Here is a 24,250-nt window from a genome sequence, read left to right as displayed (position 1 = left end):
AAGATGCAAAAAATAAATAAATGGTTCATGTTGCCTTATGCCATTTGGATGTTATTTTTTATCATTGTTCCGTTATGTTTGCTCGTCTACTTTTCATTTATAGATATACACGGCCATTTTAGCTTTGAGAATTATCAACAAATATTCAGTTCTACCTATGGCAAGTTGTTTTTAGAATCAATTATATATGCTGTGATTATTACGTTGCTCACTTTGTTAATCAGTTATCCAGCTGCTTATTTTATACGCGCTTCAGCACATCAAAATTTATGGTTGCTGATCTTAATTATACCGACATGGATTAATTTATTATTAAAAACTTATGCTTTTATCGGGATATTGAGCCAAGAAGGGCTCGCCAATCACTTACTGTCATTCTTACATTTACCTAAGATGGATTTATTATTTACGGCACCGGCATTTATCCTCGTTGCAACGTATATTTATATTCCGTTTATGATTTTACCCATCTTCAATAACATGAAAGAAATCCCGATTCATTTATTAGATGCGGCGACAGATTTAGGTGCTAACTCATGGACACGTTTTCGTAAAATCATCTTTCCGTTGACGAAAAAAGGCATATTCACCGGGATACAGATTACCTTCATTCCTGCATTATCACTGTTCATGATTACGAGATTAATTGCGGGTAACCGTGTGATCAATATTGGTACGGCCATCGAAGAACAGTTTCTAGTGATACAAAATTATGGTATGGGTTCAACCATCGCACTCTTTTTAGTCTTATTTATGGCTTTTATTCTCATCGTGACCAACGTGAAAAATAACCGGAGAAGTGGGTGAAGCGAATGAAATGGTATGGAAAACTTTATATTAGCATCTTAGTCGGCATCCTTTATCTACCGATTTTATTTTTAATGATTTATTCCTTTAACTCAGCAGGGAATATGGCACACTTCGAATATTTTACGTTCGAACATTACGTATCTCTGTTTAACAATCACCGGTTATTAGGCATTATTTTCAATACGATTGCGGTCGCGTTATTATCTGCCGCATGTGCTACTGTAGTTGGTACATTCGGTGCGATTGCGCTCTATCGACTCAGAAATCAAAAGATAAGACTGTCGATGTTAACGTTAAATAATGTGTTGATGGTTTCTTCAGATGTAGTTATCGGTGCTTCGTTTTTAATTATGTTCACTGCAATTGGGCATTTCACTGGACTTGGGTTAGGCTTCTTTACCGTACTCATTTCTCATATTGCCTTTAGTATACCGATTGTAGTGTTGATTGTATTACCCCAACTTTATGATATGAATGATCATACGTTGCAAGCGGCACGTGATTTAGGTGCAACTGAGCTACAAGTGTTAAATCGAGTCATGTTCCCACAACTCATGCCTGCGATTATCGGGGGCTTTTTCATGGCACTGACATACTCATTAGATGACTTTACCGTGAGCTTCTTTGTGACTGGTAATGGCTTTAGCGTGTTATCTGTTGAAGTCTATGCGATGGCGAGAAAAGGGATTAGTATGGAAATCAATGCGATCTCTACACTGTTATTCCTCTTTATCATCATTGGCATCGTCGGTTACTATGTCGTACAAACATGGTTAAAACGTAGAAGCACATCACAGCAAGGGGTGAGTTCATGAAACGATTTCTCCAACTCATTATTACTGCATTTGTGATAGGGATGATTTGTATTTGGATCAGCCATCGTTTAACCTCAGAGGGGCAAAGCGCAAGTGGCGAAAAACTCTATGTCTATAACTGGGGTGAGTATATTGATCCAGCGCTCATAGAAAAGTTTGAAAATGAAACAGGCATTCAAGTTATTTATGAAACCTTTGATTCTAATGAAGCAATGGAAGCCAAAATTAAAAACGGAGGTACGCATTATGATGTGGCTTTCCCGAGTGAATATACCGTGCAAAAGTTAAAGCGAGACCAGTTATTATTACCTCTTGAACATGACAAGATTCCTAACATGAAGTACTTAGATACAGACTATATGAATATGGATTTTGATCCACATAATCAATATTCTGTACCCTACTTTTTTGGAACGGTCGGCATTTTATATAACAAAGCTGCATACCCCGATGCGCCACTCAATGCGTGGGCAGATTTATATGATAAGCAATACAATCGTGATGTCTTACTAGTGGATGGCGCCCGTGAAGTGATGGGTTTAGCCTTAAATAAATTAGGTTATAGTTTAAATGACAGATCGACACAACACTTGGCACAGGCTGAAAATGATTTAAATCAATTGGCACCACAAGTGAGAGGGATTGTCGGAGATGAGGTCACAATGATGCTAGAACAACACGAAGCAAACGTTGCGGTCGTTTGGAGCGGTGTCGCTCAACCTATCGTAACGAATAATAGTCAATTCGATTACGTCATTCCTAAAGAAGGTTCTAATTTATGGTTTGATAATATCGTCATTCCGAAGACAGCGCAAAACAAAGCTGCAGCGCACAAATTTATTAACTTCCTATTGGAACCTAACAATAATAAACAAAATACAGAATGGGTCGGTTATGCCGCGCCGAATGAAGCGGCGAGAAATAAATTACCAAAAGATATCAGAGAAGACACCCGATTCTATCCCACAGAAGCAGAACAACAACGCTTAGAGATATATCAAGATTTAGGAAAATCAACGCTCAGTGAGTATAACGAGCGCTTTTTAAATTTCAAAATGTCATTAAATTAGACTTTAGTTGGTAGTTATTTAAGGTAGAATCCGATATAATAGTTTGATAAGTAGAATAAGGAGATGTGAGTGTATGTCAGGAGAGCAATTTATGCAGGTTAAACGACCCGTCAGTCGTTTAGCTGAAAAAGTTCTTGGATGGTTAAGCTGGCTTTTTCTATTAGCATTGACAGTGATAACCATATTTATCGCACTCGTTTCATTTAGTAGTGAAACATCAATACAAAGTTTAGAAGCTTCACTGAATAATAACGAGTTAATACAACAAATTTTAGCGAATAACGGTCTAAATACGACACAATTTGTGATTTGGTTACAAAATGGGGTGTGGGCTATCATCGTGTACTTCATCGTATGTTTACTTATCTCATTTTTAGCACTAATCTCTATGAATATACGATTCCTTTCTGGTTTCTTATTCTTAGTAGCTGCTGTAGTGACATTACCACTCGTATTATTATTTATTACGTTGATCATCCCAATTTTATTCTTCATTATCGCTATTATGATGTTTGTGCGTAAAGATCGAATTGATACAGTTCCTGCATACTATATGGAAGGCTATCAAGGCGCTCCAACACAAGGCTATGATTATGACGAACCCGTTTATAGAAATCAGCCACGTTATAGTGATGATCATGATGATCAAGATGGTTACGAAGCAGACAATGGTTATGATCGTAATGCCAAACCATTAAGACGTGGTTCATATGATCACTTTTACGATCAAGACAATCCGACTGCTGCTGAAGATCCTGTTCAAGATGATACGGCAGGGGAAGATGATGAACCGCAAATCCTTTCTAGACAAGTCAAATACGGTTATAAAAACAAAGTCAAACCTACACATGATGAGGAACATGAAGATGGTATGACTGAAGAAGAAAGACTTGAACAAGAGAGACATCAACAAGAGATTGAGGCGCAACGTCAGCGTGAAGCAGAAGAAGCGGAACGTCAACGCCAACAAGAAGCGGAAGAAAGGGCACGTCGTAAGCAAGAAGAAAAAGAAGCACGAGAACAAGAAAAACAGACGCAAGCAGAAGAAAAAGCACGACGTAAACAGATTAAGAAAGAACGTAAACAACGTGAAAAAGAACGTCGAAAACAACAACCGAGCGCTGTGAATCAACGTCGTATGAACTATGAAGAGCGTAAAAAAGTCGTGCATCAAGATCAAACAACACAAGAAGAAACCTCACAAACAACTGAAGAAGCGGATGCGACAGAAGACCAAAATAATTAAAATGAATAAGCTTTCATAGGTATGAGACGGAAGCACATTAGGTTGTTGCTTCCGTCTCATTTTATTTTCTTATATTAAAATATATTGCGTTATAAATATAACTCTAGATATAATGTTATTTAGATATCAAAATTTTGATAAAGCGTTTAATGTGTTTTGAAAACGGCTATATATCAAAAATAGAAACAGAATCAATAAAATGATTTATAAAAGTAGTTGTATATAGGAGGTCCAAAGATGAGAAAGGCAGAACGCGTTTTAGGATGGATAGGTGTTGGTATCGGCATCATATTCTTAATTTTTATCGGATTTGCACTGATCGGTTTTAATCAACCTGGATTTGAACAAGAGTTTAATGATTTATATCAAGAAGAGGCGCAAATCGTTTCATTTGATACAATTAAAGGATTGACTACCGTTTCAGCGATTCTCTTACTCGTTTCTACAGTATTAGGGCTTATTGCCACATTATTAGTTAAGAAAAAACGTATTTTATCAGGTGCGTTATTTATGGCAGCATTTGTCGTTGGTATCTTATTTGGTAACTGGCTCGCTGGTATCCTTTGGTTAATCGCTGGTATCATGATGTTTGTTCGTAAAGACAGTGATATCCAAGGTGAAGGTACTGCGAATGAAGAGAATCCGTTTATCAGAGATGAAGTTCATACAGAAGGTAATCCTTACATTCGTGACGAGGTAGATCATCCTACTCAAGATGAAAACGAATCTCAAGATAACCGTCATGATCAAGATAGAGAAAATGATGAAAATGATGATAATCCATTCATCAGAGACAATGGTCAACAACCCAAAACAAAAGAAAGTGACCGTTTAGAAGATGATGCAGAAAAAGATATGCAAAAGAAAAAAGATAACGACCCATATCTTTATTAATCAGAGTTGGTTATCAGAGTAAAAGCTTATCAAATAATGCAAAAGAGGCTAGAAACATTTCGTTTCTAGCCTTTTTTATCTGCTATTCAAGTTAGTCATAAAATTTTACAAGTTGTTTAAATGTATCCTCTAAGAAGGTTAAGAATGCTTGATCTGTTTTCAATTGTTCATCACTTGGATCGAGTGTTCTTGCTACGAACAATTCACCTTTTTTAACGTTCTTAACACGATCAATCGCTTGTTGTAATTCATCTTCAGAAAGTGAATCAATTGGTTCTTTGTCTTCTTTCATATGGTCTAAAGCAATACTATAATCCTTAGGTAATTGTTTTAGCGTATCAAAGTGTTTCTCAAATGTTTTAACTTGATCCGCTTTATTTTTCGCTTCGTGCATGACACCGTACATTACGAATAATTGATCTTCAAATAGACCAATTTGGAAATGAGGTTGCATTTTATAGCCACGTTTATTCGTAGAAAAAGCAACCCATGTATCATGGGGTGGGTTTACACTACGTCTTGCATGTTTCGCTACATGTGGATAGAAGACTTCTCCTGTTTCCGTTTCAAGAAATTGAGAGAAATATTCGCCTAAAGCGTTGAGTTGTGGGCGAATGCGTTCACTTATCGCCTCCATTCTGCCGTCTAAACCATCGACAGTAAAGGCTTTAAAGTCGTTGGGTTTAAATGTATAAGTTGTCATGAGCTCACCTCTTCGTTACATCTTTTACCCACATTGTAGCACATAACTTTATGAGACACAGGCGTTGCGTTTCTCCAGTAACACCTATCAAAACGTTCTTTTTTAGTCTGGTACACATGATAAAGCTTTACGATTTAGGGTATAATGTGAACATAGGAGTGATTAAATGACACTTTATGAATTTGCGAAAGCGCTCATTTTAGAAGCAGGAAAAAATATAAGAGAAAAGATGGATGAAACCTTACATATAGAAACGAAATCGAATCCAAATGATCTTGTGACGAACGTAGATAAACAGACAGAACAGTTTATCGTCGATCGAATTCATCAATCTTATCCAGACCATGAGGTGATTGGTGAAGAAGGCCATGGTCATCAAATAAGTCAGAGTCAGGGTACGACGTGGGTCATTGATCCCATAGATGGTACACTCAACTTTGTACATCAACGTGAAAACTTTTCGATTTCAATTGGCATTTACCAAGACGACAAACCTTATGCAGGCTTTGTATATGATGTGATGAATGATACGCTGTATCACGCGAAAGCAGGTGAAGGGGCATATGTGGGAGACCAACCGATACCACAAATTGAAGATACCGAGCTCAAAACTAGCATTATAGGTATTAATCCCAATTGGCTCACAAAACCGAAATTAGTAGATTTCTTTCATCCTATTGTGAATCAGTCACGTAGTGCTAGAGCATATGGTTCTGCTGCGTTAGAGATTGTGCATGTTGCAACAGGAAGATTGGCTGCTTATATGACACCTCGATTACAGCCGTGGGATTATGCTGGCGGATTAATTATTTTAAATGAAGTAGGGGGAAAAGGCACAGACTTTTTAGGTGACGCATTAACGATTTACGAACCCCATACAGTCGTAGTCGCCAACCCACAATTGCACGAGGACTTGATCAACAATTACTTTAAACTACATAAAGCAATCATCGAAGAACTTCATGCACATCACCGAAAATAATGTTCGCTTCAATTAAAAAACTGAAAGTATTCGTACACAGATAGGTCGTGTATGATTACTTTCAGTCTATTTGTTAGGATTTGAAGATATGCACGCGTTAGAACCAATTTTTTTCACGATAATGTTTTTTTAATGTAAAGCCTACGCCAAATGTTGCAATGAATAATATAAGTGTTAAAATCATCATTGGTACATTAGTTGCAGCGATAGCAAAGCTGAACAGCGTTAAAAATATCGTCGCAACAAGCGCAAGTATAAAGAAAATGGCCTTAGATTTTTTTGGTTGTTCCATCCCTACACCCCTTTGGTTGTATTCTAAAGTCATATATATGATATAATAAAAAAGTTGCAATTAAAAGCGGTAATTTACTTAAGAAAGGAAATTATGAAATGACTAATATAAGAGAAGACGTTCGAAATATAGCAATCATCGCTCACGTCGACCACGGTAAAACAACACTCGTAGATGAGCTATTAAAACAATCTGGTATCTTCCGTGAAAATGAACGCATAGACGAACGTGCGATGGACTCTAATGATTTAGAAAGAGAACGTGGTATTACCATCCTTTCTAAAAATACAGCAGTCGACTATAAAGGTACAAGAATTAATATATTAGATACACCAGGACACGCTGACTTTGGTGGTGAAGTTGAACGTATCATGAAAATGGTTGATGGTGTCGTTTTAGTTGTCGATGCTTATGAAGGTACGATGCCACAAACACGTTTCGTATTGAAAAAAGCATTGGAACAAAACTTAAAACCTGTTGTCGTAGTGAATAAAATCGATAAACCAGCTGCTCGTCCGGAAGCGGTTGTTGATGAAGTACTAGACTTATTCATCGAATTAGAAGCTTCTGAAGAACAATTAGACTTCCCAGTTGTTTATGCTTCAGCTGTGAATGGTACAGCAAGCTTAGATCCAGAAACACAAGATGACAACATGCAAGCAATGTACGAAACTATCATTGACTACGTACCAGCACCGAAAGATAATAGTGACGAACCATTACAATTCCAAGTTGCATTATTAGATTACAACGACTACGTAGGACGTATCGGTGTAGGACGTATCTTTAGAGGAACAATGCGTGTCGGGGACAACGTGTCACTCATTAAATTAGACGGTTCAGTTAAAAACTTCCGTGTCACTAAATTATTCGGTTACTTTGGTCTTAACCGTGAAGAAATCGAAGAAGCACAAGCTGGCGATTTAGTCGCTGTATCAGGTATGGAAGACATTAACGTAGGTGAAACAGTCACACCACACGATCATCAAGAAGCATTACCAGTACTTAGAATTGACGAACCTACATTGGAAATGACATTTAAAGTAAATAACTCACCATTTGCTGGACGCGAAGGTACGTATGTAACTGCACGTCAAATTCAAGAACGTTTAGATCAACAACTTGAAACAGACGTATCACTTAAAGTTACACCAACAGACTCTCCAGATACTTGGACAGTTGCAGGTCGTGGTGAATTACACTTATCTATCCTCATTGAAAATATGAGACGTGAAGGATTTGAACTTCAAGTATCTAAACCACAAGTTATCCTAAAAGAAATCGATGGCCAAATGTGCGAACCATTTGAACGTGTACAATGTGAAGTACCGTCAGAAAACACTGGTTCAGTCATCGAATCATTAGGACAACGTAAAGGTGAAATGTTAGACATGGTCACTACAGACAATGGTTTAACACGCTTAGTCTTCATGGTTCCAGCTCGTGGTATGATCGGTTACACAACTGAATTCATGTCACAAACACGTGGTTATGGTATCATCAACCATACATTTGAAGAATTCAGACCACGTATAAAAGGTATGATTGGTGGAAGAAGAAACGGTGCACTTGTTTCTATGGACCAAGGTCAAGCCAGCCAATACGCAATCATTGGTTTAGAAGATCGTGGTACAAACTTCATGGAACCAGGTACAGAAGTTTATGAAGGTATGATTGTCGGTGAACATTCACGTGAAAATGACTTAACTGTTAACATTACGAAAATCAAACACCAAACAAACGTCCGTTCATCTACAAAAGACCAAACTGAAACAATGAAACGCCCACGTATCTTAACATTAGAAGAAGCGTTACAATTCATTAATGATGATGAATTAGTCGAAGTAACCCCAGAATCTATTCGTTTGAGAAAGAAAACACTCAATAAACAAGCACGTGAAAAAGAAGCAAAACGTGTGAAACAAATGATGCAAGAAAACGAATAATCATTAATTTTTCTTATAATAAAAAACAAGCAGGTCACCGCAGATGCTCAATTTGGAGCATGAACGGTGACCTGCTTTTTGTTATCTATGATTAAATGTTGTAACTTGTTTACGTTGTTTCGGCTTATCTAAACGACTTTTGCATTCATCACACATAAATGTATGCATTGGATCATTGCGTAGTCGCTTCGCCTCAAGTGTGTTTTCGTCGATATAAACTTCTGTATCGCAAATCACACATTGTACTTTTTCCATCTTATTAAACCACCTCAATACGTGTTACATGTTTAAACTGGTAAGAATAGCCTTGATCTTGAATAAAGACAAAGCTATCTACACCGTCGTCCTCATAGAGTCGTTTACCTTCTTTTGAAAATTGGAAGAATAAATAGGGTAACAGGTCTAAAGGCACTTTGATTTCATCTTCGTCATTATACAAACGGATGGCTGACGCTTTAGCTGTGGGTTCTGCATGTTTAAAGAATGGTGTCATATTGATCACATACGTTTCTTTCAACATGGATTGTTTTTTATATTTAATTTCTGAATTTAAAGTGGGTGGGTTCGTTTGACCTTCTAGAATGGCTCTATTCCATTCTCGATTATCTTCAAAACGAATGGGCTTTGTCCCTTCAAATACACCCGCCTCTAAATCTTCTATTTGTACTTTACGATCATCAAAAATCCAAGTTGTACTGTCTAAAGTTATTGGAAATTGAACTTCCCCCGTGATTTGAATCATTTATTGTTTCCCCTTTACTTGAATTATAATAGTGATAGGTGAAGTATTTGGAACAGCTTGCTCATATGGAGTCATATGATGTTGTTCCATTTTAGGAAAACCGCTTAATAAACATATTGAAACCTTTTCCTAAGTTGCACTTGAAAATATTGAATGAGTATCAATTTTTCTCGCTTACACTCAACGAGCTGAAGCGTTTATTTAAAAAAATAAGTACGCTTTCATGTCATTGTATTCTCGTTTTCAAGTGACTTAAAGTTTATCTTCATCCTAGTATTTTAGCATATTCTCGAAGCATCCGTGTATTATAGAATTCTGCTTGCTTTTTAATATGTAGTAAGATAGAATTTAGTGTAAGAACATACAAATGATAGGGGGAGCATTTCATGGTAAAGAGTCAAAAAATGAGCAATGTGGCATATGATCAACTAAATAAAGATGCTGATAGAATCCTTCAGTTAATCAAAGTTCAAATGGATAACCTGACTTTACCTCAATGCCCATTATACGAAGAAGTACTCGATACCCAAATGTTTGGCTTACAAAAAGAAGTTGAATTTGCGGTTCAGTTAGACTTAGTCGACAAAGAAGTGGGTAAAGAAATTATGCTTCGTTTAGAAAAAGAACTTTCTAAACTTCACGATGCATTTACAACAGTCTAAACGTCGGCAATATTAATATAGATCAATTTACTGTTAAAGAAACGGATAACGAGTCGTACATAGAGATCAATAGCGAATGTATGTTATAGCATATAATGAATATCGGAGTGACTGAGATTGCAACATGTTTGAATCACAGTCACTTTTATTTTGTGAATGTATAACTCATTGTTGGTTACCATTGATTGGACTGTTATTTTTGCTCCACTGATTATTGTTCCATAAATGGTATGTCTTCCGTAGCAATTGATGTTTTAGCGGGTTAAAATGACATTATTCGATAAATGGTGTTGAATTTTGCTATAATACACAAGTGGTTTCACATAAGCTGATCATGTGAGATTTGTACACTCCTTTTTTACATACATATTAAACATACGTGAAATCACAATATCATTACAGTAAACGTTAATTTATAAGCTGTCAGAAAATATACGTTTTGATATCATGTTGTGCCTCCATGAAAATACATGAAGGACATAGATAACCAAGAAGAATTGGATGATAAAAAAGTATGGATAAAGTAAAACGATTTTTTAGTATTATAAATAAAAAGGCGAAATACATAGATTATTCACTCTTAGTGACTTATGTTTTGTTATGTTTAATCGGTTTAGTGATGGTTTATAGTGCCAGTATGGTCGCTGCCACAAAAGGAAGTTTAACTGGTGGTGTGCCTGTTTCTGGTACGTACTTTTATAAACGTCAGTTGGCTTATGTTATCGTCGGATTTGCGATCGTGTTTTTCATGGCATTCTTCTTCAATACTAAGTTACTTCAACAGACTAAAGTCCAACAAATCATGGTCGTTGGCATTGTGATTTTGTTAGTTGCGACACTCATTTTTGGTAGTAACATTAATGGTTCTAAAAGTTGGCTACGCCTCGGCGTGATTAACTTACAAGTATCCGAATTTTTGAAGCTAGTCATCATTTTATATATTCCATTTATGATTGAAAAACGAAGAAGCCAAGTATTTAGAGATCCGAAGATTATGTTTGCGCCGGTAGGGTTGATGTTCTTTGCGATTGGGCTTGTGCTCGTCCAAGGAGACCTAGGACAAGTGATGCTCTTAACTATTATTTTACTCGCCATCCTATTCTATGCAAGCTTAGGTGTTAAAGTCGCATTGAAATGGGCGGTACCGATTATATTTATCATCGTAGTCGGTTTGCTCATCGCACTTGCATTTGGTTGGTTACCAAGTTATCTTACTGCACGTTTTAGTACGCTAGTCGATCCGTTTAGCCAAGCATCAGGTACAGGATATCACATATCCAATTCATTGATAGCGATAGGGAATGGTGGCTTATTAGGCCGAGGATTAGGTAACAGTATTATGAAATTGGGTTACCTTCCTGAACCACATACCGATTTTATCTTTTCAATTATTTGTGAAGAATTAGGTTTAATCGGTGGTCTACTTGTTATTATATTACTCTTCTTTATCGTATATCGTGCTTTTGTCTTAGCGAATAAAACTAATTCTTATTTTTATAAATTAGTCTGTGTCGGTATCGCAACTTATATCGGTATTCAAACATTCATTAACTTAGGTGGTATTTCAGGTACTATTCCACTTACGGGTGTACCGTTACCATTTATTAGTTTCGGTGGTTCTTCGATGTTGAGTTTAAGTATTGCCATTGGATTGTTACTTATCGTAGCGAAACAGATTAAGATGGATAAGGCTCGTGCTAAAAAACAAACGCCCACACAAATTTCTCGAAGATATTAATTTTTCGTATACATGAATAGCCTATTTTTAATTAGTATGACACATTTATTTCATAATTTAAGCAAGCACGTATTTTTACGCAGAAGGTTAAAAATACAGCTATAAATGGAAATGATAGAACGCTTTTCTAAGCAACTCAGTTGTTTGGAAAGGCGTTTTTATTTTACGAACAATCCCACCATAACAGTTGTTATATAAGGAACTAGCACATTAGATTAGAAAATATTTTTAACCATTTGGTCTAATTATCGCTATAAAAACGTATGATAATAATATGTAATGTTTACTGATAAGTTTTACTTAACATTATGGTTATGGTAATATAAAGATATACTTAAAAGCATAGATTATATAATTAGTATGACATATTTAGCAGAATCATTATGTTTTGTATCATATTTCTGATATGATTTAATACATAGTTTAATTTAATCAATGGGTGAATTTACAAAGGGGGCTGCAACAGTCGTTCACCGCAATATGTCTTGTGTCAAAAAGAAAATGATTTAATATTTTGGAAATTGTTTATAAGAAGGTGAAAGCTAATGAGAGAGATACATAAATTATTAGTTGCAAATAGAGGGGAAATTGCGATTCGGATTTTCAGAGCTGCTACAGAACTCAATATCAAAACGGTCGCAATCTATTCAAACGAAGACAAGAGTGCATTACATCGATATAAAGCAGACGAATCATACTTAGTTAGTGAGGATTTAGGTCCAGCGGAATCTTATCTAGATATTGAAAGCATTATCTCTGTTGCGAAACGTGCAGGTGCTGATGCTATACATCCAGGGTACGGTTTCTTGAGTGAAAATAAAACCTTTGCACGTCGTTGTGAAGAAGAAGGCATCAAATTCGTTGGCCCTCGCATCGAGCATTTAGAAATGTTTGGTGATAAACTCAAAGCGAGAACGACGGCTATTGAAGCAGATTTACCGGTTATTCCAGGGACAGATGGACCGATTGCTGATTACCAAGCAGCTAAAGCATTTGCAGATGAAGCTGGTTATCCATTAATGATTAAAGCAACAAGCGGTGGTGGCGGTAAAGGAATGCGTATCGTCAGATCAGAAGATGAACTTGAAGAAGCCTTTAACCGTGCAAAATCTGAAGCAGAAAAATCATTTGGTGATAGTGAAGTTTATATTGAACGTTACATAGATAATCCAAAACATATCGAAGTTCAAGTGATGGGGGACGAAAAGGGTAATTTAGTACACTTATTTGAACGTGATTGCTCCGTACAACGTCGTCACCAAAAAGTCGTTGAGGTAGCACCCTCAGTTGCACTTAAAGATGATTTAAGAACACGTATTTGTGATGCAGCTGTACATTTAATGAAACACATTCAATATGTTAATGCAGGTACGGTTGAATTCTTAGTATCAGGCGATGAATTCTTCTTTATTGAAGTTAACCCACGTGTACAAGTTGAACACACGATTACAGAAATGATTACGGGTATTGATATCGTTAAAACACAATTACTCGTCGCACAAGGCATCGGTTTATTTGAATCTGAAATCAACTTTCCTCAACAACAAGACATTCAAACGTTAGGCTATGCGATTCAATGTCGTATTACGACAGAAGATCCATTGAATGACTTTATGCCAGATACTGGTCGCATTAGTGCTTATCGTTCTAGTGGTGGTTTTGGCGTTCGTTTAGATGCAGGTGACGGTTTCCAAGGGGCTGAAATTTCACCTTATTACGACTCATTACTTGTTAAATTGTCTACGCACGCTTTGACGTTCAAACAAGCAGAAGAAAAAATGGACCGCTCACTTCAAGAAATGCGTATTCGTGGCGTGAAAACAAATATTCCGTTCTTAATTAACGTGATGCGTCATCCGCAATTCAAATCAGGAGATTATACAACAAAATTCATCGAAAACACACCAGAATTATTCGATCTTAAATTGAGTCAAGACCGCGGTACGAAGATGTTAGAGTACATTGGTAACGTAACGATCAATGGTTTCCCAAACGTAGAACAACGTATGAAACCCCATTTTGAACATACCACTATTCCAAAAGTACCGAACGATAAAGTACAACAGTTTAAAGGTACGAAACAATTATTAGACGAAAAAGGACCTAAAGCAGTAGCAGAATGGGTCAAAGCACAACAAGATGTGTTGATGACAGATACTACATTTAGAGATGCGCATCAATCATTACTCGCTACACGCGTGCGTACAGCGGATATGATGAATATCGCTTCTAAAACTGCTGAGGTCATGAAAGACAGCTTTTCATTAGAAATGTGGGGCGGCGCGACATTTGATGTTGCTTTTAACTTCTTAAAAGAAAACCCATGGGAACGTTTAGAACGACTTAGACGTGCAGTACCTAACGTGTTATTCCAAATGTTATTACGTGCCTCTAATGCGGTAGGTTACAAAAACTACCCAGATAATGTCGTGCAAAAATTCGTTAAAGAAAGTGCGCAAGCGGGCGTCGATGTCTTTAGAATCTTCGACTCCTTAAACTGGGTTGAGCAAATGAAAGTCGCTAATGAAGCGGTTCAAGAAGCTGGCAAGATCTCTGAAGGTGCAATCTGTTACACAGGTGATATTTTAGATCCTAAACGCTCTGACGTTTACACATTAGATTACTACGTAAACATGGCGAAAACACTCGAAAGAGAAGGCTTCCATCTCTTAGCGATTAAAGATATGGCCGGCCTATTAAAACCGAAAGCTGCCTATGAACTAATCGGTGAATTAAAAGCAGCTGTCGATATTCCAATTCATCTTCATACCCATGATACAAGTGGCAACGGTCTACTCACTTATAAAGAAGCAATTAATGCTGGCGTCGATATCATTGATACTGCAGTCGCTTCTATGAGTGGTTTAACGAGTCAACCAAGTGCCAACTCACTCTACTATGCGTTGGACGGCTTCGACCGTAAAATGAGAGCAGATATCGAGGGACTTGAAACACTCTCTCATTATTGGAGTACAGTGCGTCAATACTATAGAGATTTCGAAAGTGATATCTATTCACCTAACACAGAAATCTATCAACATGAAATGCCAGGTGGTCAATATTCAAACTTGAGACAACAAGCCAAAAGCCTTGGTTTAGGTGAACGCTTTGATGAGGTTAAAACAATGTATCGCCGTGTGAACTTCTTATTCGGTGACTTAGTCAAAGTGACACCATCTTCTAAAGTAGTAGGTGATATGGCACTTTACATGGTTCAAAATGATTTAGATGAAAACGATGTGATTGAACAAGGTTACAAACTTGATTTTCCTGAATCTGTTGTATCCTTCTTCAAAGGTGAAATTGGTCAACCAGTCAATGGCTTCAACCAACGTTTACAACAAGTGATCTTGAAAAATCAAACACCACTTGAAGAACGTCCAGGTGAGTATTTAGACGATGTCGACTTTGATCAAGTTCGCGAACAATTAGAAGAAACACAAACAGACGTTTCAGAACAAGATGTCATCAGTTCAGTCCTTTATCCAAAAGTGTATGAGCAATACTTACAAACGTATCAACAATTTGGTAATGTATCACTTCTAGATACGCCAACCTTCTTCTTCGGTATGCGTCCAGATGAAACCGTCGAAATTGAAATTGATACAGGTAAACGATTAATCATTAAACTCCAAGTGATTTCAGAATCAGATGAAAACGGTGTGCGTAAAGTTTATTTTGAAATGAATGGTCAATCACGTATTGTGAATATTAAAGATGAAAAAGCATCTACTAATGCGCAAGTGAGACCGAAAGCAGATAAACAAAACAATAATCATATTGGTGCGCAAATGCCTGGTACAGTAACTGATGTCAAAGTTTCAGTAGGAGACGAAGTGAAAATGAACGATCCATTACTCATTACTGAAGCAATGAAAATGGAATCAACCGTACAAGCACCATTCGATGCGGTGGTTAAAGCCATTCACGTTGGTAGTGAAGACAGTATTGAAACTGGAGATTTACTTGTTGAAATTGAACCTGCAGATGCGGAATAAAGTATTGTTATAAGTGTTCAATTAACTTTATTATAAACAGCTAAAAAAGCATATTAAAAAGAAGTGAGACAACCTTTTTCGAGGCTACTGTCTCACTTTTTTATTGTCTTTCCTCATTTTAAATAAATCCATTTAACTAAATCCTCACCCGAGTTTTACACTCAATTAATGTTCAATTGTTACCGTTAAAGTGCGACATATTATATGACTGGAGGGTTTTCTTTGAAAAATAAGCAGCGTATCTTTACTGGTTTAGCGAGTTTGACGTTATTACTTACTTTAACACAAGGGACAAATACCGCACAGGCGAGTGGCGGCGGAGTTGCACCAGAACAAGTTGAACAAACACAACCTCAAGCGACAGCACAAGCGCAAAAAAATGGTATCCAACTGACTGATCAAAAACCCGACGTTGCACCTGTACAAACTGAAAATGCACCTAACCGTGTCACAACGAACTTTAAAGGTGATCCTAAAACAGAAATGGCATTCAATTGGTTTACAACAGACAAATTTGATGACGCAAAAGTTTTCGATGCTAAAACTAAAAAAGTAGATTCTAAATATTTAGAACGTGACGAAAATGGCAACATTATCTTTGAAGATGTAAAAAAAGATGATGATGGTGAAATCATTAAAGACAAAAAAGGTAATGAAACAATCAATGGTTATTACACAGATGCCCAAGCACCGGCCCTGAATGGACAGCAGGGGACGTCCACGGTAAAGCCAACCTAACCAAACAAACAGAATATACATATAAAGCACAAGCAACAGGTTTAAAACCAAATACCAATTATCATTATTATGTAGGTAGTGAAAGCGGACCTAAAAGTGTGGTAGGCCAGTTCAAGACTGCAGGTAACAAAGACGATGGTTTCAAATTCATTCAATATGCTGATACACAAAACGCATACTGGAACGAAAATGTGCGAGATGAAGCATTATTTGGGGCAGATACGTTAAATCAAGCGATCAACACGGCTGGCAATGCAGACTTTGTCGTGCATTCTGGTGATGTTGTTGAAAATGCAGAAGTAGAAGATGAATGGAAAGACTTATACGATCGTTCTCAACCTTCATTTATGAATATGGCCATGGCGCCTGTATCTGGTAACCATGATGAATATGCATTAGATGAAGATGATGACAAATTATTAGGTAGTTTCAATGATCACTTTAATGTACCGAAAGCAAACAATGCAGTGAATGGTGGTTCTTACTATTCATTCGATTACAATGGTGCGCATATGGTTGTAGCCAATACGAACGACAATAAAAAAGATAAAAAAGACAATCCAAAAAAAAGCTATTGGTAAAGAACAAATGGAATGGATTAAAAAAGACATCAAACAAGCAAGAGAAAATGGTGCAAATTGGGTTATTTTCAACCTCCACAAACCTATGTACGCGCATTCATTCTACTTCATGGGTGACGAAGACGTACAAAAAGTGCACAAAGAACTTGCAAAACAACTCGATGATTTAGATGTGGACTTAGTATTACAAGGTCATGATCATGTGCTTTCTCGTTCAAAAGTATTACAATACAGCAATACGAAAAGCAGTTTCGCTGATGCCAAAGTCGAAGATGCAAAACAAAAAACGGGTGAAGATGGCGTAACATATAACGACAATCCAAAAGGTTCTGTTTACGTCCTTCCTAACATGGGTGGTACTAAAGCGAATGCAGATCTCGGAGATAGTACATTAAAAGAACTTAAACACTTCAGACCGGAATTCAAAGATCTTACTCAAAACAATTGGATTACTTCCATAATTTATTCGCTGTAGGTGACCAACCTCAAAAACAGATGCCTTCGATATTCAACATATGAAAAATCGTGACCACGTGAATAACCGTGATTCATCTGATCAAAACTACGCAGTATGAAGTAGAAGATGATCAATTGAAAGTTAAAATCTATCAATTACACGGTGATATTGCGCAAGGCGAACCACGTAGTCAAGAACTGATTGACGAATTTGGTATAAAAAAAGACAAATAAAAGAGTTGAATCAGCACGACAAAAAAAGATATTAAATATGAGATTTAATGAAGTACGTGAAGCTAGATACCGTAATGTATACAAAATGAGCCCGTTACAAGGATATACGACATATCTTTGTAATGGGCTTTTTCACGTTGGAGTTATTGATTTAAATGATGTAAGATGTCATGCCAATGGTACTAACTATCCAAATGTGTAGAACGTTTTTTATCAGCATTCAGAGTAAATCATAATAGCAAAAAAACGTGATTCAAAAATGAATCTGAACCACGTTTAACATATGTTTTATTTACCCGCCACTTCGGATAGTTCGAATCATTAACACCACGAAGTAGGCGATAAGACCAAATAGAATAGTAATGATCAATGCATGTAGCAATGCGACCATGAGGTTTACGTTTGTGATAACGGATAATGCGCCTGTAATCACTTGTGCGATGATAAGGATAAAGGCTGCAGTGTAACCATATCTCACAGTACGATTGTGTTGATAATGTTTTATCGCATGGATAAACGTAAGCATGATCCAAATGAACGTGAGTAAGGCCATGCCTCTATGTGTGAAGTTAACCCAATCAACAACGGAATGCGGGATTGGATCTTGGAATGGAATCGGCCATTCACCATAAGCTAAGCTTGCTTTTTTATGTCTGACGAGTGCTCCGGTATAAATTGTTAAATAAACGATGATCATCATAATCCATGTATAACGACGTAACGGTTTACGAATCATAAGTTCATCTGCTTCATATTTATGGTCAACTTCAAATATGATAAGTGTAAGTACAAATACAGTAGAAAAGCTGACTAGCGAAATACCGAAGTGTAATGCGAGCACGTAGGCATTTTGTTGCCAAATTACTGCCGCAGCTCCAATTAACGCTTGGAGTAAGAGGAAACCAACACTGATAATAGAGAGTGGTTTAACTTCTTTAATATACCCTATATTTTTCCAGGCTGTGATCACTAACCATAGTACAACGATAAGTGAAAGACCAGATACTGCTCGGTGACTCAGTTCGATGATGGTTTGAATCGGTAAATTTTCTGGTAAGAAAGCACCGTGACAAAGAGGCCAGTCAGAACCACAACCATCTTCAGATCCAGTCTTTGTAACGAGCGCGCCACCCAGTTGTACCCATGCCATAATTATTGTAGCTAATACTGATAACCATTTAAGGTTGCGCTTCTTAAACAATAATACCCCCCCTGTCAATACAAGACAAACCCTGTACATGTCGACCGGAACAAGCATGGGTTTATCCATTTTTATCAATTGACTATTATAACTTTTATCCGTTACATCTTCATATTAAATGCTTCTCCTTATTATAACAATAATGTGTGTGCAATTTGTGTCACAATATTGACGATTTTATAATGTCGCTAAAGTGTCACAAATAAATTGTGTTATATGTAGTCTTTTGAGAAAATTTGTTTTATCATTGTACTATATGAATAAATTAGGAGGGAAATTATGAGTCAAGAACAAACTTTGTCACATTCTTCAAGTCGAGTTACATTTAAAGAGATCCAACAAATTATTAAAATGGGGCTCGTCCAAGGTAACTTAATCCCAGCTTTTGCTGGTGCATGGCTTGCAGTCGTGTTAACAAATCATTCCTTCCTCTCGTCAATACCACAAATATTAATCATGTTGGTAGGCGCAACGTTAATCATGGGGGGCGCTTGCGCATTAAATAATTACTATGACCAAGATATTGACAGTATCATGCCAAGTAAACAAAAAAGACCAACAGTCAATGATAGAATCTCAGATCGTAATTTATTGATTCTTAGTTTTGGAATGATGCTCATAGGGGAAGCATTACTATTCGTATTAAACGTGCCATCAGGCGTCATCGGTTTAATCGGTATCGTTGGATATGTCTCATTCTATTCAATCTGGTCTAAAAGACATACAGTGTGGAATACAGTTGTAGGTAGTTTTCCTGGTGCTGTACCGCCACTCATTGGTTGGGCTGCGATTGAAGGTAGTTTAAGCGTCACAGCGATTGTATTATTCCTAGTTGTCTTCTGCTGGCAACCCATTCATTTCTACGCACTTGCGATTAAACGTAAAGATGAATATTCATTAGCTAACATTCCGATGTTACCATCCGTGAAAGGATTTAACCGCACAAGAGTAAGCATGTTCATTTGGTTAGTATGTTTACTACCATTACCATTCTTCCTCAATGAATTAGGTACAACATTTGTAGTACTTGCAACACTATTAAACTTAGGTTGGATCTACGTAGGATTAACAAACTTTAAAAAACAAACAAATAAAACAAAATGGGCAACAGCTATGTTTATTTATTCATTGAATTATCTCGTCGTATTCTTTGCTTTAGTAGTAATCGTTTCGCTCATTAAAATGTTTTAAATTATTTAAGTGAGGATTTTACAAATGAATATACCTTTTTTACCCACATTGAGTACAAGTTTTATCGTCATTAGTGCGATACTTGTAGCAATTGGTTGGCGTCAGATATGGAAACGTAATATCAAAAGCCATGAAAAAGTCATGTTATGGGCAGCAGTCTTTGCACTGTTATTCTTTATCATTTATGCTAGCCGGACGATCTTTATTGGGAACACAGCATTTGGTGGTCCTGATTCAGTCAAACCTTACTATACAACGTTCTTAATCTTTCACATTAATTTAGCGACTATAGGCGGTATTGGTGGTCTGGTTCAAATCATTACAGCATTTAAAGATAAATTTAATATTCATAGAAAAACTGGACCGATTGTCTCAGTGATTTGGTTCTTCACTGCAATCACAGGTGTAGCAGTTTATGTGCTACTGTACATTTTGTATCCTGGCGGTGAAACGACTTCATTAATCAAAGCGACACTCGGTTTATAATAGAGAGAGTTAGATGTTCGAGAAATATCAACCTCATTAATACTTTATTTCTATCATATAGGTACACCTAAAGAGTTAGATGGTGAAGCTAACTTTTTCCGGTGTACTTTTTTTATTGCTATATGCAACAGACAACTTATATGTGGTTATATGCATACTGTTAATTCCGAAATGATCATTATAAACGGAAGAAATCAGAGTAATAGGATAATCCTCCCAGTTGTATGACAACATTGATTAATAATAATAACAACGGGTAAAGATTCGATAAGAACAGTAAAATCGTTCACAGCAGGAAAACGTAGATGTAATGAAGAACGCGTCAAATATTACACAAAAGACACAAGCCATTTCTCCATCAAATGCGTGTGATTTTAACGAAGCGGATGGACTTTTTGGGTATTTTGAAATATAGATTGAGGCAAATGATGAGTGCCTAGAAGAGAAATATTTTAGAGAAATGAAGGCGCGACGCCATATTAGCTAGATAGCTTGCGTGTCTAAGTCACATACCTGTAGAATGATTAATACGAGTAATAGCACATAGGTGGGTGAATGATGAAAAAGCTGATAATTAAAGTTATTGGTGTCTTATTATTGATATTGTTTATTGTATATTTATTTAACTCACCACGTTTAAAATTCGATGTGTTAGAAAATCCAAATAAAGATACAAACAAAACGACCAACGAATCTCAGTTTGAAGGACATCAATCTGATAGTTATAACCAGTTACCTCAACGGGGTATCGCAACATGGATTGGCGATGATATCAGCCAGTTAACGGAACGGTTTGGACAAGCGAAACGTTCATACCCATATAAAGATGGTTTTAAGAACTATATATTTAAAAGAGATGATCAATATTATATTGTGACAACTAAAAGCAAAAAGATTAAATCCGTCTATGCGACAGGTAAAAATGCCTCTGTCAGTCCATTCAAGATTTCTGAAAGTGCGGCCCATATTTTTGAAAATTTAAGTATCAATCCTGAACCAACCATCCGTGTGAATGACGACAAATATGATATCGAGCTATCAGACATCGATATGAAAACACAAATGCTTGTAAAATTTGATGATATCTATGCACAAATTTACATAGATCAACAGACTAATCAAATCGTAGCGATACGGTACTTGGATAGTGAAGCGTTAGTGGAATTTAAGCCTTATCAAATGGTGAATGCTTCCAATGATAAAGAAGTCAAAAGTGATTTTGATGACTTACCATACGAACAAAATCCTGACCAACTCATGACGCTATATGAAGTGACGAATCAGATGCGCCATTTACGTGGAGTGCCACCACTCAAAGTCAATAATGACGTTGCTAATATTGCAGGTTATAATTTATATGAAGCAACTGGTACCGATAGCGTCGAATTTACTGAAGGTGCATTGACGCAACAATTAGAACAAAATCAAGTACCGTTTCAATCTGCGAGTCAAAACGTAGGCTATGATTTCAATGAAGTGCCAACACTTATTATCAATTGGTTAAATTCTGATATACACCGTTCACGCATGTTAAATACGAAATATGATGAAATGGGCGGCGCAGTGAATGATGGTTATTATACTGTTATTTTCCTAGAAGAAGAATAAAGGAGGAGCCTTATAAATGATTACACAACAAACAATCGATGTATTGGATGAAATCGATGTGTTGGGAGATATGATCTTACAATCTGAACTATATCAATCGTTTAAAGCAGCTGAGGAACGATTAAATCGAGATGAAGAAGCGCATTTGATGTATGAAGCGTTTTTAAAATCTAAAGGACAATATGAAGAGATCATGCGATTTGGAAAATATCATCCGGATTATCGTCAAATCATGTTAGAAACACGTAAGCGTAAACGTGCCTATGAAATGTTGCCAGTCGTGATGGATTACAAACAAAAAGAGGTCGCATTGCAAGAGCTGGTTGATGAAGTAATCAGCAAGATTGCTTATGCAGTTTCTGATCATGTCAAAATCGAAGCGGGTAACCCATTCTTCCAACAAGACAAAGAAGGCTGTGCATCAGGCGGTTCTTGTCACTGCTCGTTATAATAAAGCAATCCTCTCGTGATTTTATTTAAATATGACTTGTTTTTAAATAGGAAGATATAAATATTCCCCTATGTGGTATGTTCAGTACGACATAGGGGAATTCATATTTAGTGATGGTTTTTAAAGCGTGCGCCTAATTCAGGATAGTCGGTTACAAGCGTGTGCACACCGAGATCGGCTAGATCTTTCATCTCATCAAAGCTATTAATACCGTAAAAGCCTGGAACGATGTTACGTTCAAGTAGCCATTGAATAAATTTCGGCCAAGTCAGTTTAATACCTTTAAATGAAGTTGGCATTTGGAACGTATGAGCTGTCGTTTCATAACTGTTTCCAAGACCGAGGATGAATTTAATAAACCCTTCTGCAACTTCTTGTTCACTCGCACCTAAAGCGACATCTCCTTGACTATATTGGTTAAATGCAGCGATGTTTGCTTTGTGGAAGCTTGTGACAAGCACACGATTTTGTGCGTAATGTTCTTTAATCGTTTCGTACATGACTTTGGGTGCTATTTTGCCCGCTTCAGTGTCAGGATGATCTTTGATATCTACATTGATTAGTTGGTTAGGATAGAATATGAGTAATTGTTCAAAGCTTAAGATTTTTGCGTCTTCATCGCCTCGATAAGGGGTAAGACCATTAATGTCTTTAAAATAATATCCGGCATCTAAACGTTTGAGTTCATCAAGGGTATGTTCATACACAAAGCCAGAGCCATTGGTCGTACGATCCACCATGTCATCATGAAATACGACAAGTTGATGATCTTTTGTGAGTCGGACATCTGTTTCAAAGCCATCGAGACCTAGTTCTGCAGAGTGATCAAAGGCAAGTTTCGTTTGTTCAGGTCTTTCCGCCATACCGCCGCGATGCGCAAAGATGTACGGTGCAGGTTCTGCAAAAAAGCTAGGCACGGACTTAGGTACTGGTGCTTTTTTCAATTTGTTAAACAGGAAGAAGCTACCTGCAATCGATAGCGCACCTAAAGATAGCGTCGTGAGGGGTTGCTTCAAGTTCTTCATATAAAATCCTCCAGTCTATAGAATGATTTAATTTTATCCTAGCAAAAGTTTGATATGAGACAAAGTAATTGTTATTTATAAAAGGTGTTATACGTGATATTATAATTATCAATTGGAGTGAAATATATGGATATAGTACAAAGAACGAGTTTAATCATTTATTTAAAGCACATTAAACATGAACGTCAACTTCGTAAATATGGACACATTGTACATATAAATAGAAACCATAAGTATGTCATTATGTATGTCAATGCCAACGACGCTGATTCAGTCATTACGCGTTTATCAAAATTAAAATACGTCAAACATATTAGTAGCTCACCTTATAAATATTTAACTAAAACATATGAGAAAGAGCGTCATGAGACATCTTAGTCG

General features: G+C 36.8%; 21 protein-coding genes and 1 pseudogene. 16 read left to right on the top strand and 6 right to left on the bottom strand.

What is annotated here, in order from left to right; all coding sequences use genetic code 11:
• Positions 1-3: 3 nt before the first annotated feature.
• From ACSBRB_RS03350 to ACSBRB_RS03330, 5 genes are all read left to right on the top strand, one after another.
• A complete protein-coding gene (locus ACSBRB_RS03350) occupies positions 4-807 on the top strand; it encodes an ABC transporter permease (protein WP_435031609.1) in 804 nt (267 codons plus the stop codon).
• Between the two features lie 5 nt (positions 808-812).
• On the top strand, positions 813-1,625 hold the full coding sequence (locus ACSBRB_RS03345; protein WP_435031608.1) for an ABC transporter permease: 813 nt from the start codon (positions 813-815) through the stop codon (positions 1,623-1,625).
• Positions 1,622-2,695 carry an ABC transporter substrate-binding protein gene (locus ACSBRB_RS03340; protein ID WP_435031607.1) on the top strand — a complete coding sequence of 358 codons (1,074 nt, stop codon included), beginning with the start codon at positions 1,622-1,624 and terminating at the stop codon, positions 2,693-2,695. The genes ACSBRB_RS03345 and ACSBRB_RS03340 overlap by 4 nt, the downstream gene beginning before the upstream one ends.
• Positions 2,696-2,768: 73 nt before the next feature.
• Complete coding sequence (gene auxB / locus ACSBRB_RS03335; RefSeq protein WP_435031606.1) at positions 2,769-3,941, top strand: lipoteichoic acid stability factor AuxB; 1,173 nt, start codon at positions 2,769-2,771, stop codon at positions 3,939-3,941.
• Between the two features lie 237 nt (positions 3,942-4,178).
• On the top strand, positions 4,179-4,835 hold the full coding sequence (locus ACSBRB_RS03330) for a DUF4064 domain-containing protein (RefSeq protein WP_435031605.1): 657 nt from the start codon (positions 4,179-4,181) through the stop codon (positions 4,833-4,835).
• Positions 4,836-4,926: 91 nt separating this feature from the next.
• On the opposite strand, the gene ACSBRB_RS03325 is transcribed toward ACSBRB_RS03330, so the two are convergent.
• Positions 4,927-5,538, bottom strand: a complete 612-nt coding sequence (locus ACSBRB_RS03325; RefSeq protein WP_435031604.1) for a YktB family protein — start codon at positions 5,536-5,538, stop codon at positions 4,927-4,929.
• A gap of 166 nt (positions 5,539-5,704) precedes the next feature.
• Between ACSBRB_RS03325 and ACSBRB_RS03320 the strand changes: the two genes are divergently transcribed.
• Positions 5,705-6,520: an inositol monophosphatase family protein gene (locus ACSBRB_RS03320; protein WP_435031603.1), complete on the top strand. Its 816-nt coding sequence runs from the start codon at positions 5,705-5,707 to the stop codon at positions 6,518-6,520.
• 97 nt (positions 6,521-6,617) lie between these two features.
• Here the strand turns inward: ACSBRB_RS03320 and ACSBRB_RS03315 are convergent, their stop codons facing one another.
• Positions 6,618-6,812 (bottom strand): DUF5325 family protein, encoded by a 195-nt coding sequence (locus ACSBRB_RS03315; RefSeq protein ID WP_435031602.1) that lies wholly within the window; start codon positions 6,810-6,812, stop codon positions 6,618-6,620.
• 98 nt (positions 6,813-6,910) lie between these two features.
• Here ACSBRB_RS03315 and typA point away from each other — a divergent pair, with 98 nt between their 5' ends.
• Complete coding sequence (gene typA, locus ACSBRB_RS03310; protein WP_059106574.1) at positions 6,911-8,758, top strand: translational GTPase TypA; 1,848 nt, start codon at positions 6,911-6,913, stop codon at positions 8,756-8,758.
• A gap of 81 nt (positions 8,759-8,839) precedes the next feature.
• Here the strand turns inward: typA and ACSBRB_RS03305 are convergent, their stop codons facing one another.
• The gene (locus ACSBRB_RS03305) at positions 8,840-9,013 is read right to left on the bottom strand and encodes a DUF2197 domain-containing protein (RefSeq protein ID WP_435031601.1); all 174 of its coding nucleotides are present in this window, start codon (positions 9,011-9,013) and stop codon (positions 8,840-8,842) included.
• A gap of 4 nt (positions 9,014-9,017) precedes the next feature.
• Complete coding sequence (locus ACSBRB_RS03300) at positions 9,018-9,500, bottom strand: hypothetical protein (protein WP_435031600.1); 483 nt, start codon at positions 9,498-9,500, stop codon at positions 9,018-9,020.
• 386 nt (positions 9,501-9,886) lie between these two features.
• Between ACSBRB_RS03300 and ACSBRB_RS03295 the strand changes: the two genes are divergently transcribed.
• The 4 genes and pseudogenes from ACSBRB_RS03295 (at position 9,887) to ACSBRB_RS03280 (ending at position 17,907) form a co-directional block, all read left to right on the top strand.
• The gene (locus tag ACSBRB_RS03295; RefSeq protein ID WP_059106576.1) at positions 9,887-10,162 is read left to right on the top strand and encodes an Fpa/YlaN family protein; all 276 of its coding nucleotides are present in this window, start codon (positions 9,887-9,889) and stop codon (positions 10,160-10,162) included.
• Positions 10,163-10,676: 514 nt separating this feature from the next.
• The gene (gene ftsW / locus ACSBRB_RS03290) at positions 10,677-11,900 is read left to right on the top strand and encodes a cell division peptidoglycan polymerase FtsW (RefSeq protein WP_435031599.1); all 1,224 of its coding nucleotides are present in this window, start codon (positions 10,677-10,679) and stop codon (positions 11,898-11,900) included.
• 545 nt (positions 11,901-12,445) lie between these two features.
• On the top strand, positions 12,446-15,898 hold the full coding sequence (locus ACSBRB_RS03285) for a pyruvate carboxylase (RefSeq protein WP_435031598.1): 3,453 nt from the start codon (positions 12,446-12,448) through the stop codon (positions 15,896-15,898).
• Positions 15,899-16,102: 204 nt separating this feature from the next.
• A pseudogene (locus tag ACSBRB_RS03280) lies at positions 16,103-17,907 on the top strand (purple acid phosphatase family protein).
• A gap of 292 nt (positions 17,908-18,199) precedes the next feature.
• Here ACSBRB_RS03280 and ACSBRB_RS03275 read toward each other — a convergent pair.
• Positions 18,200-19,108 carry a COX15/CtaA family protein gene (locus tag ACSBRB_RS03275; protein WP_435031597.1) on the bottom strand — a complete coding sequence of 303 codons (909 nt, stop codon included), beginning with the start codon at positions 19,106-19,108 and terminating at the stop codon, positions 18,200-18,202.
• Positions 19,109-19,387: 279 nt separating this feature from the next.
• Here ACSBRB_RS03275 and cyoE point away from each other — a divergent pair, with 279 nt between their 5' ends.
• The 4 genes from cyoE (at position 19,388) to ACSBRB_RS03255 (ending at position 22,844) form a co-directional block, all read left to right on the top strand.
• Positions 19,388-20,299 (top strand): heme o synthase, encoded by a 912-nt coding sequence (gene cyoE, locus ACSBRB_RS03270; RefSeq protein WP_435031596.1) that lies wholly within the window; start codon positions 19,388-19,390, stop codon positions 20,297-20,299.
• A 24-nt stretch (positions 20,300-20,323) separates the two neighbouring features.
• Positions 20,324-20,785 (top strand): DUF420 domain-containing protein, encoded by a 462-nt coding sequence (locus ACSBRB_RS03265; RefSeq protein WP_059106582.1) that lies wholly within the window; start codon positions 20,324-20,326, stop codon positions 20,783-20,785.
• A 558-nt stretch (positions 20,786-21,343) separates the two neighbouring features.
• Positions 21,344-22,393 (top strand): CAP-associated domain-containing protein, encoded by a 1,050-nt coding sequence (locus tag ACSBRB_RS03260; RefSeq protein WP_435031595.1) that lies wholly within the window; start codon positions 21,344-21,346, stop codon positions 22,391-22,393.
• Positions 22,394-22,409: 16 nt separating this feature from the next.
• The gene (locus ACSBRB_RS03255; RefSeq protein WP_435031594.1) at positions 22,410-22,844 is read left to right on the top strand and encodes a YlbF/YmcA family competence regulator; all 435 of its coding nucleotides are present in this window, start codon (positions 22,410-22,412) and stop codon (positions 22,842-22,844) included.
• A gap of 107 nt (positions 22,845-22,951) precedes the next feature.
• On the opposite strand, the gene ACSBRB_RS03250 is transcribed toward ACSBRB_RS03255, so the two are convergent.
• Positions 22,952-23,869 (bottom strand): lysophosphatidylglycerol phospholipase D, encoded by a 918-nt coding sequence (locus ACSBRB_RS03250; protein ID WP_435031593.1) that lies wholly within the window; start codon positions 23,867-23,869, stop codon positions 22,952-22,954.
• Positions 23,870-23,995: 126 nt separating this feature from the next.
• Here ACSBRB_RS03250 and ACSBRB_RS03245 point away from each other — a divergent pair, with 126 nt between their 5' ends.
• Positions 23,996-24,247: a DUF2129 domain-containing protein gene (locus ACSBRB_RS03245; protein WP_435031592.1), complete on the top strand. Its 252-nt coding sequence runs from the start codon at positions 23,996-23,998 to the stop codon at positions 24,245-24,247.
• Positions 24,248-24,250: the final 3 nt, after the last annotated feature.

The sequence above is a fragment of the Staphylococcus auricularis genome, from assembly GCF_051172115.1.
In the GTDB taxonomy this organism is placed as follows: domain Bacteria; phylum Bacillota; class Bacilli; order Staphylococcales; family Staphylococcaceae; genus Staphylococcus; species Staphylococcus auricularis_A.
This window is presented reverse-complemented; position numbering and strand designations above follow the sequence as displayed.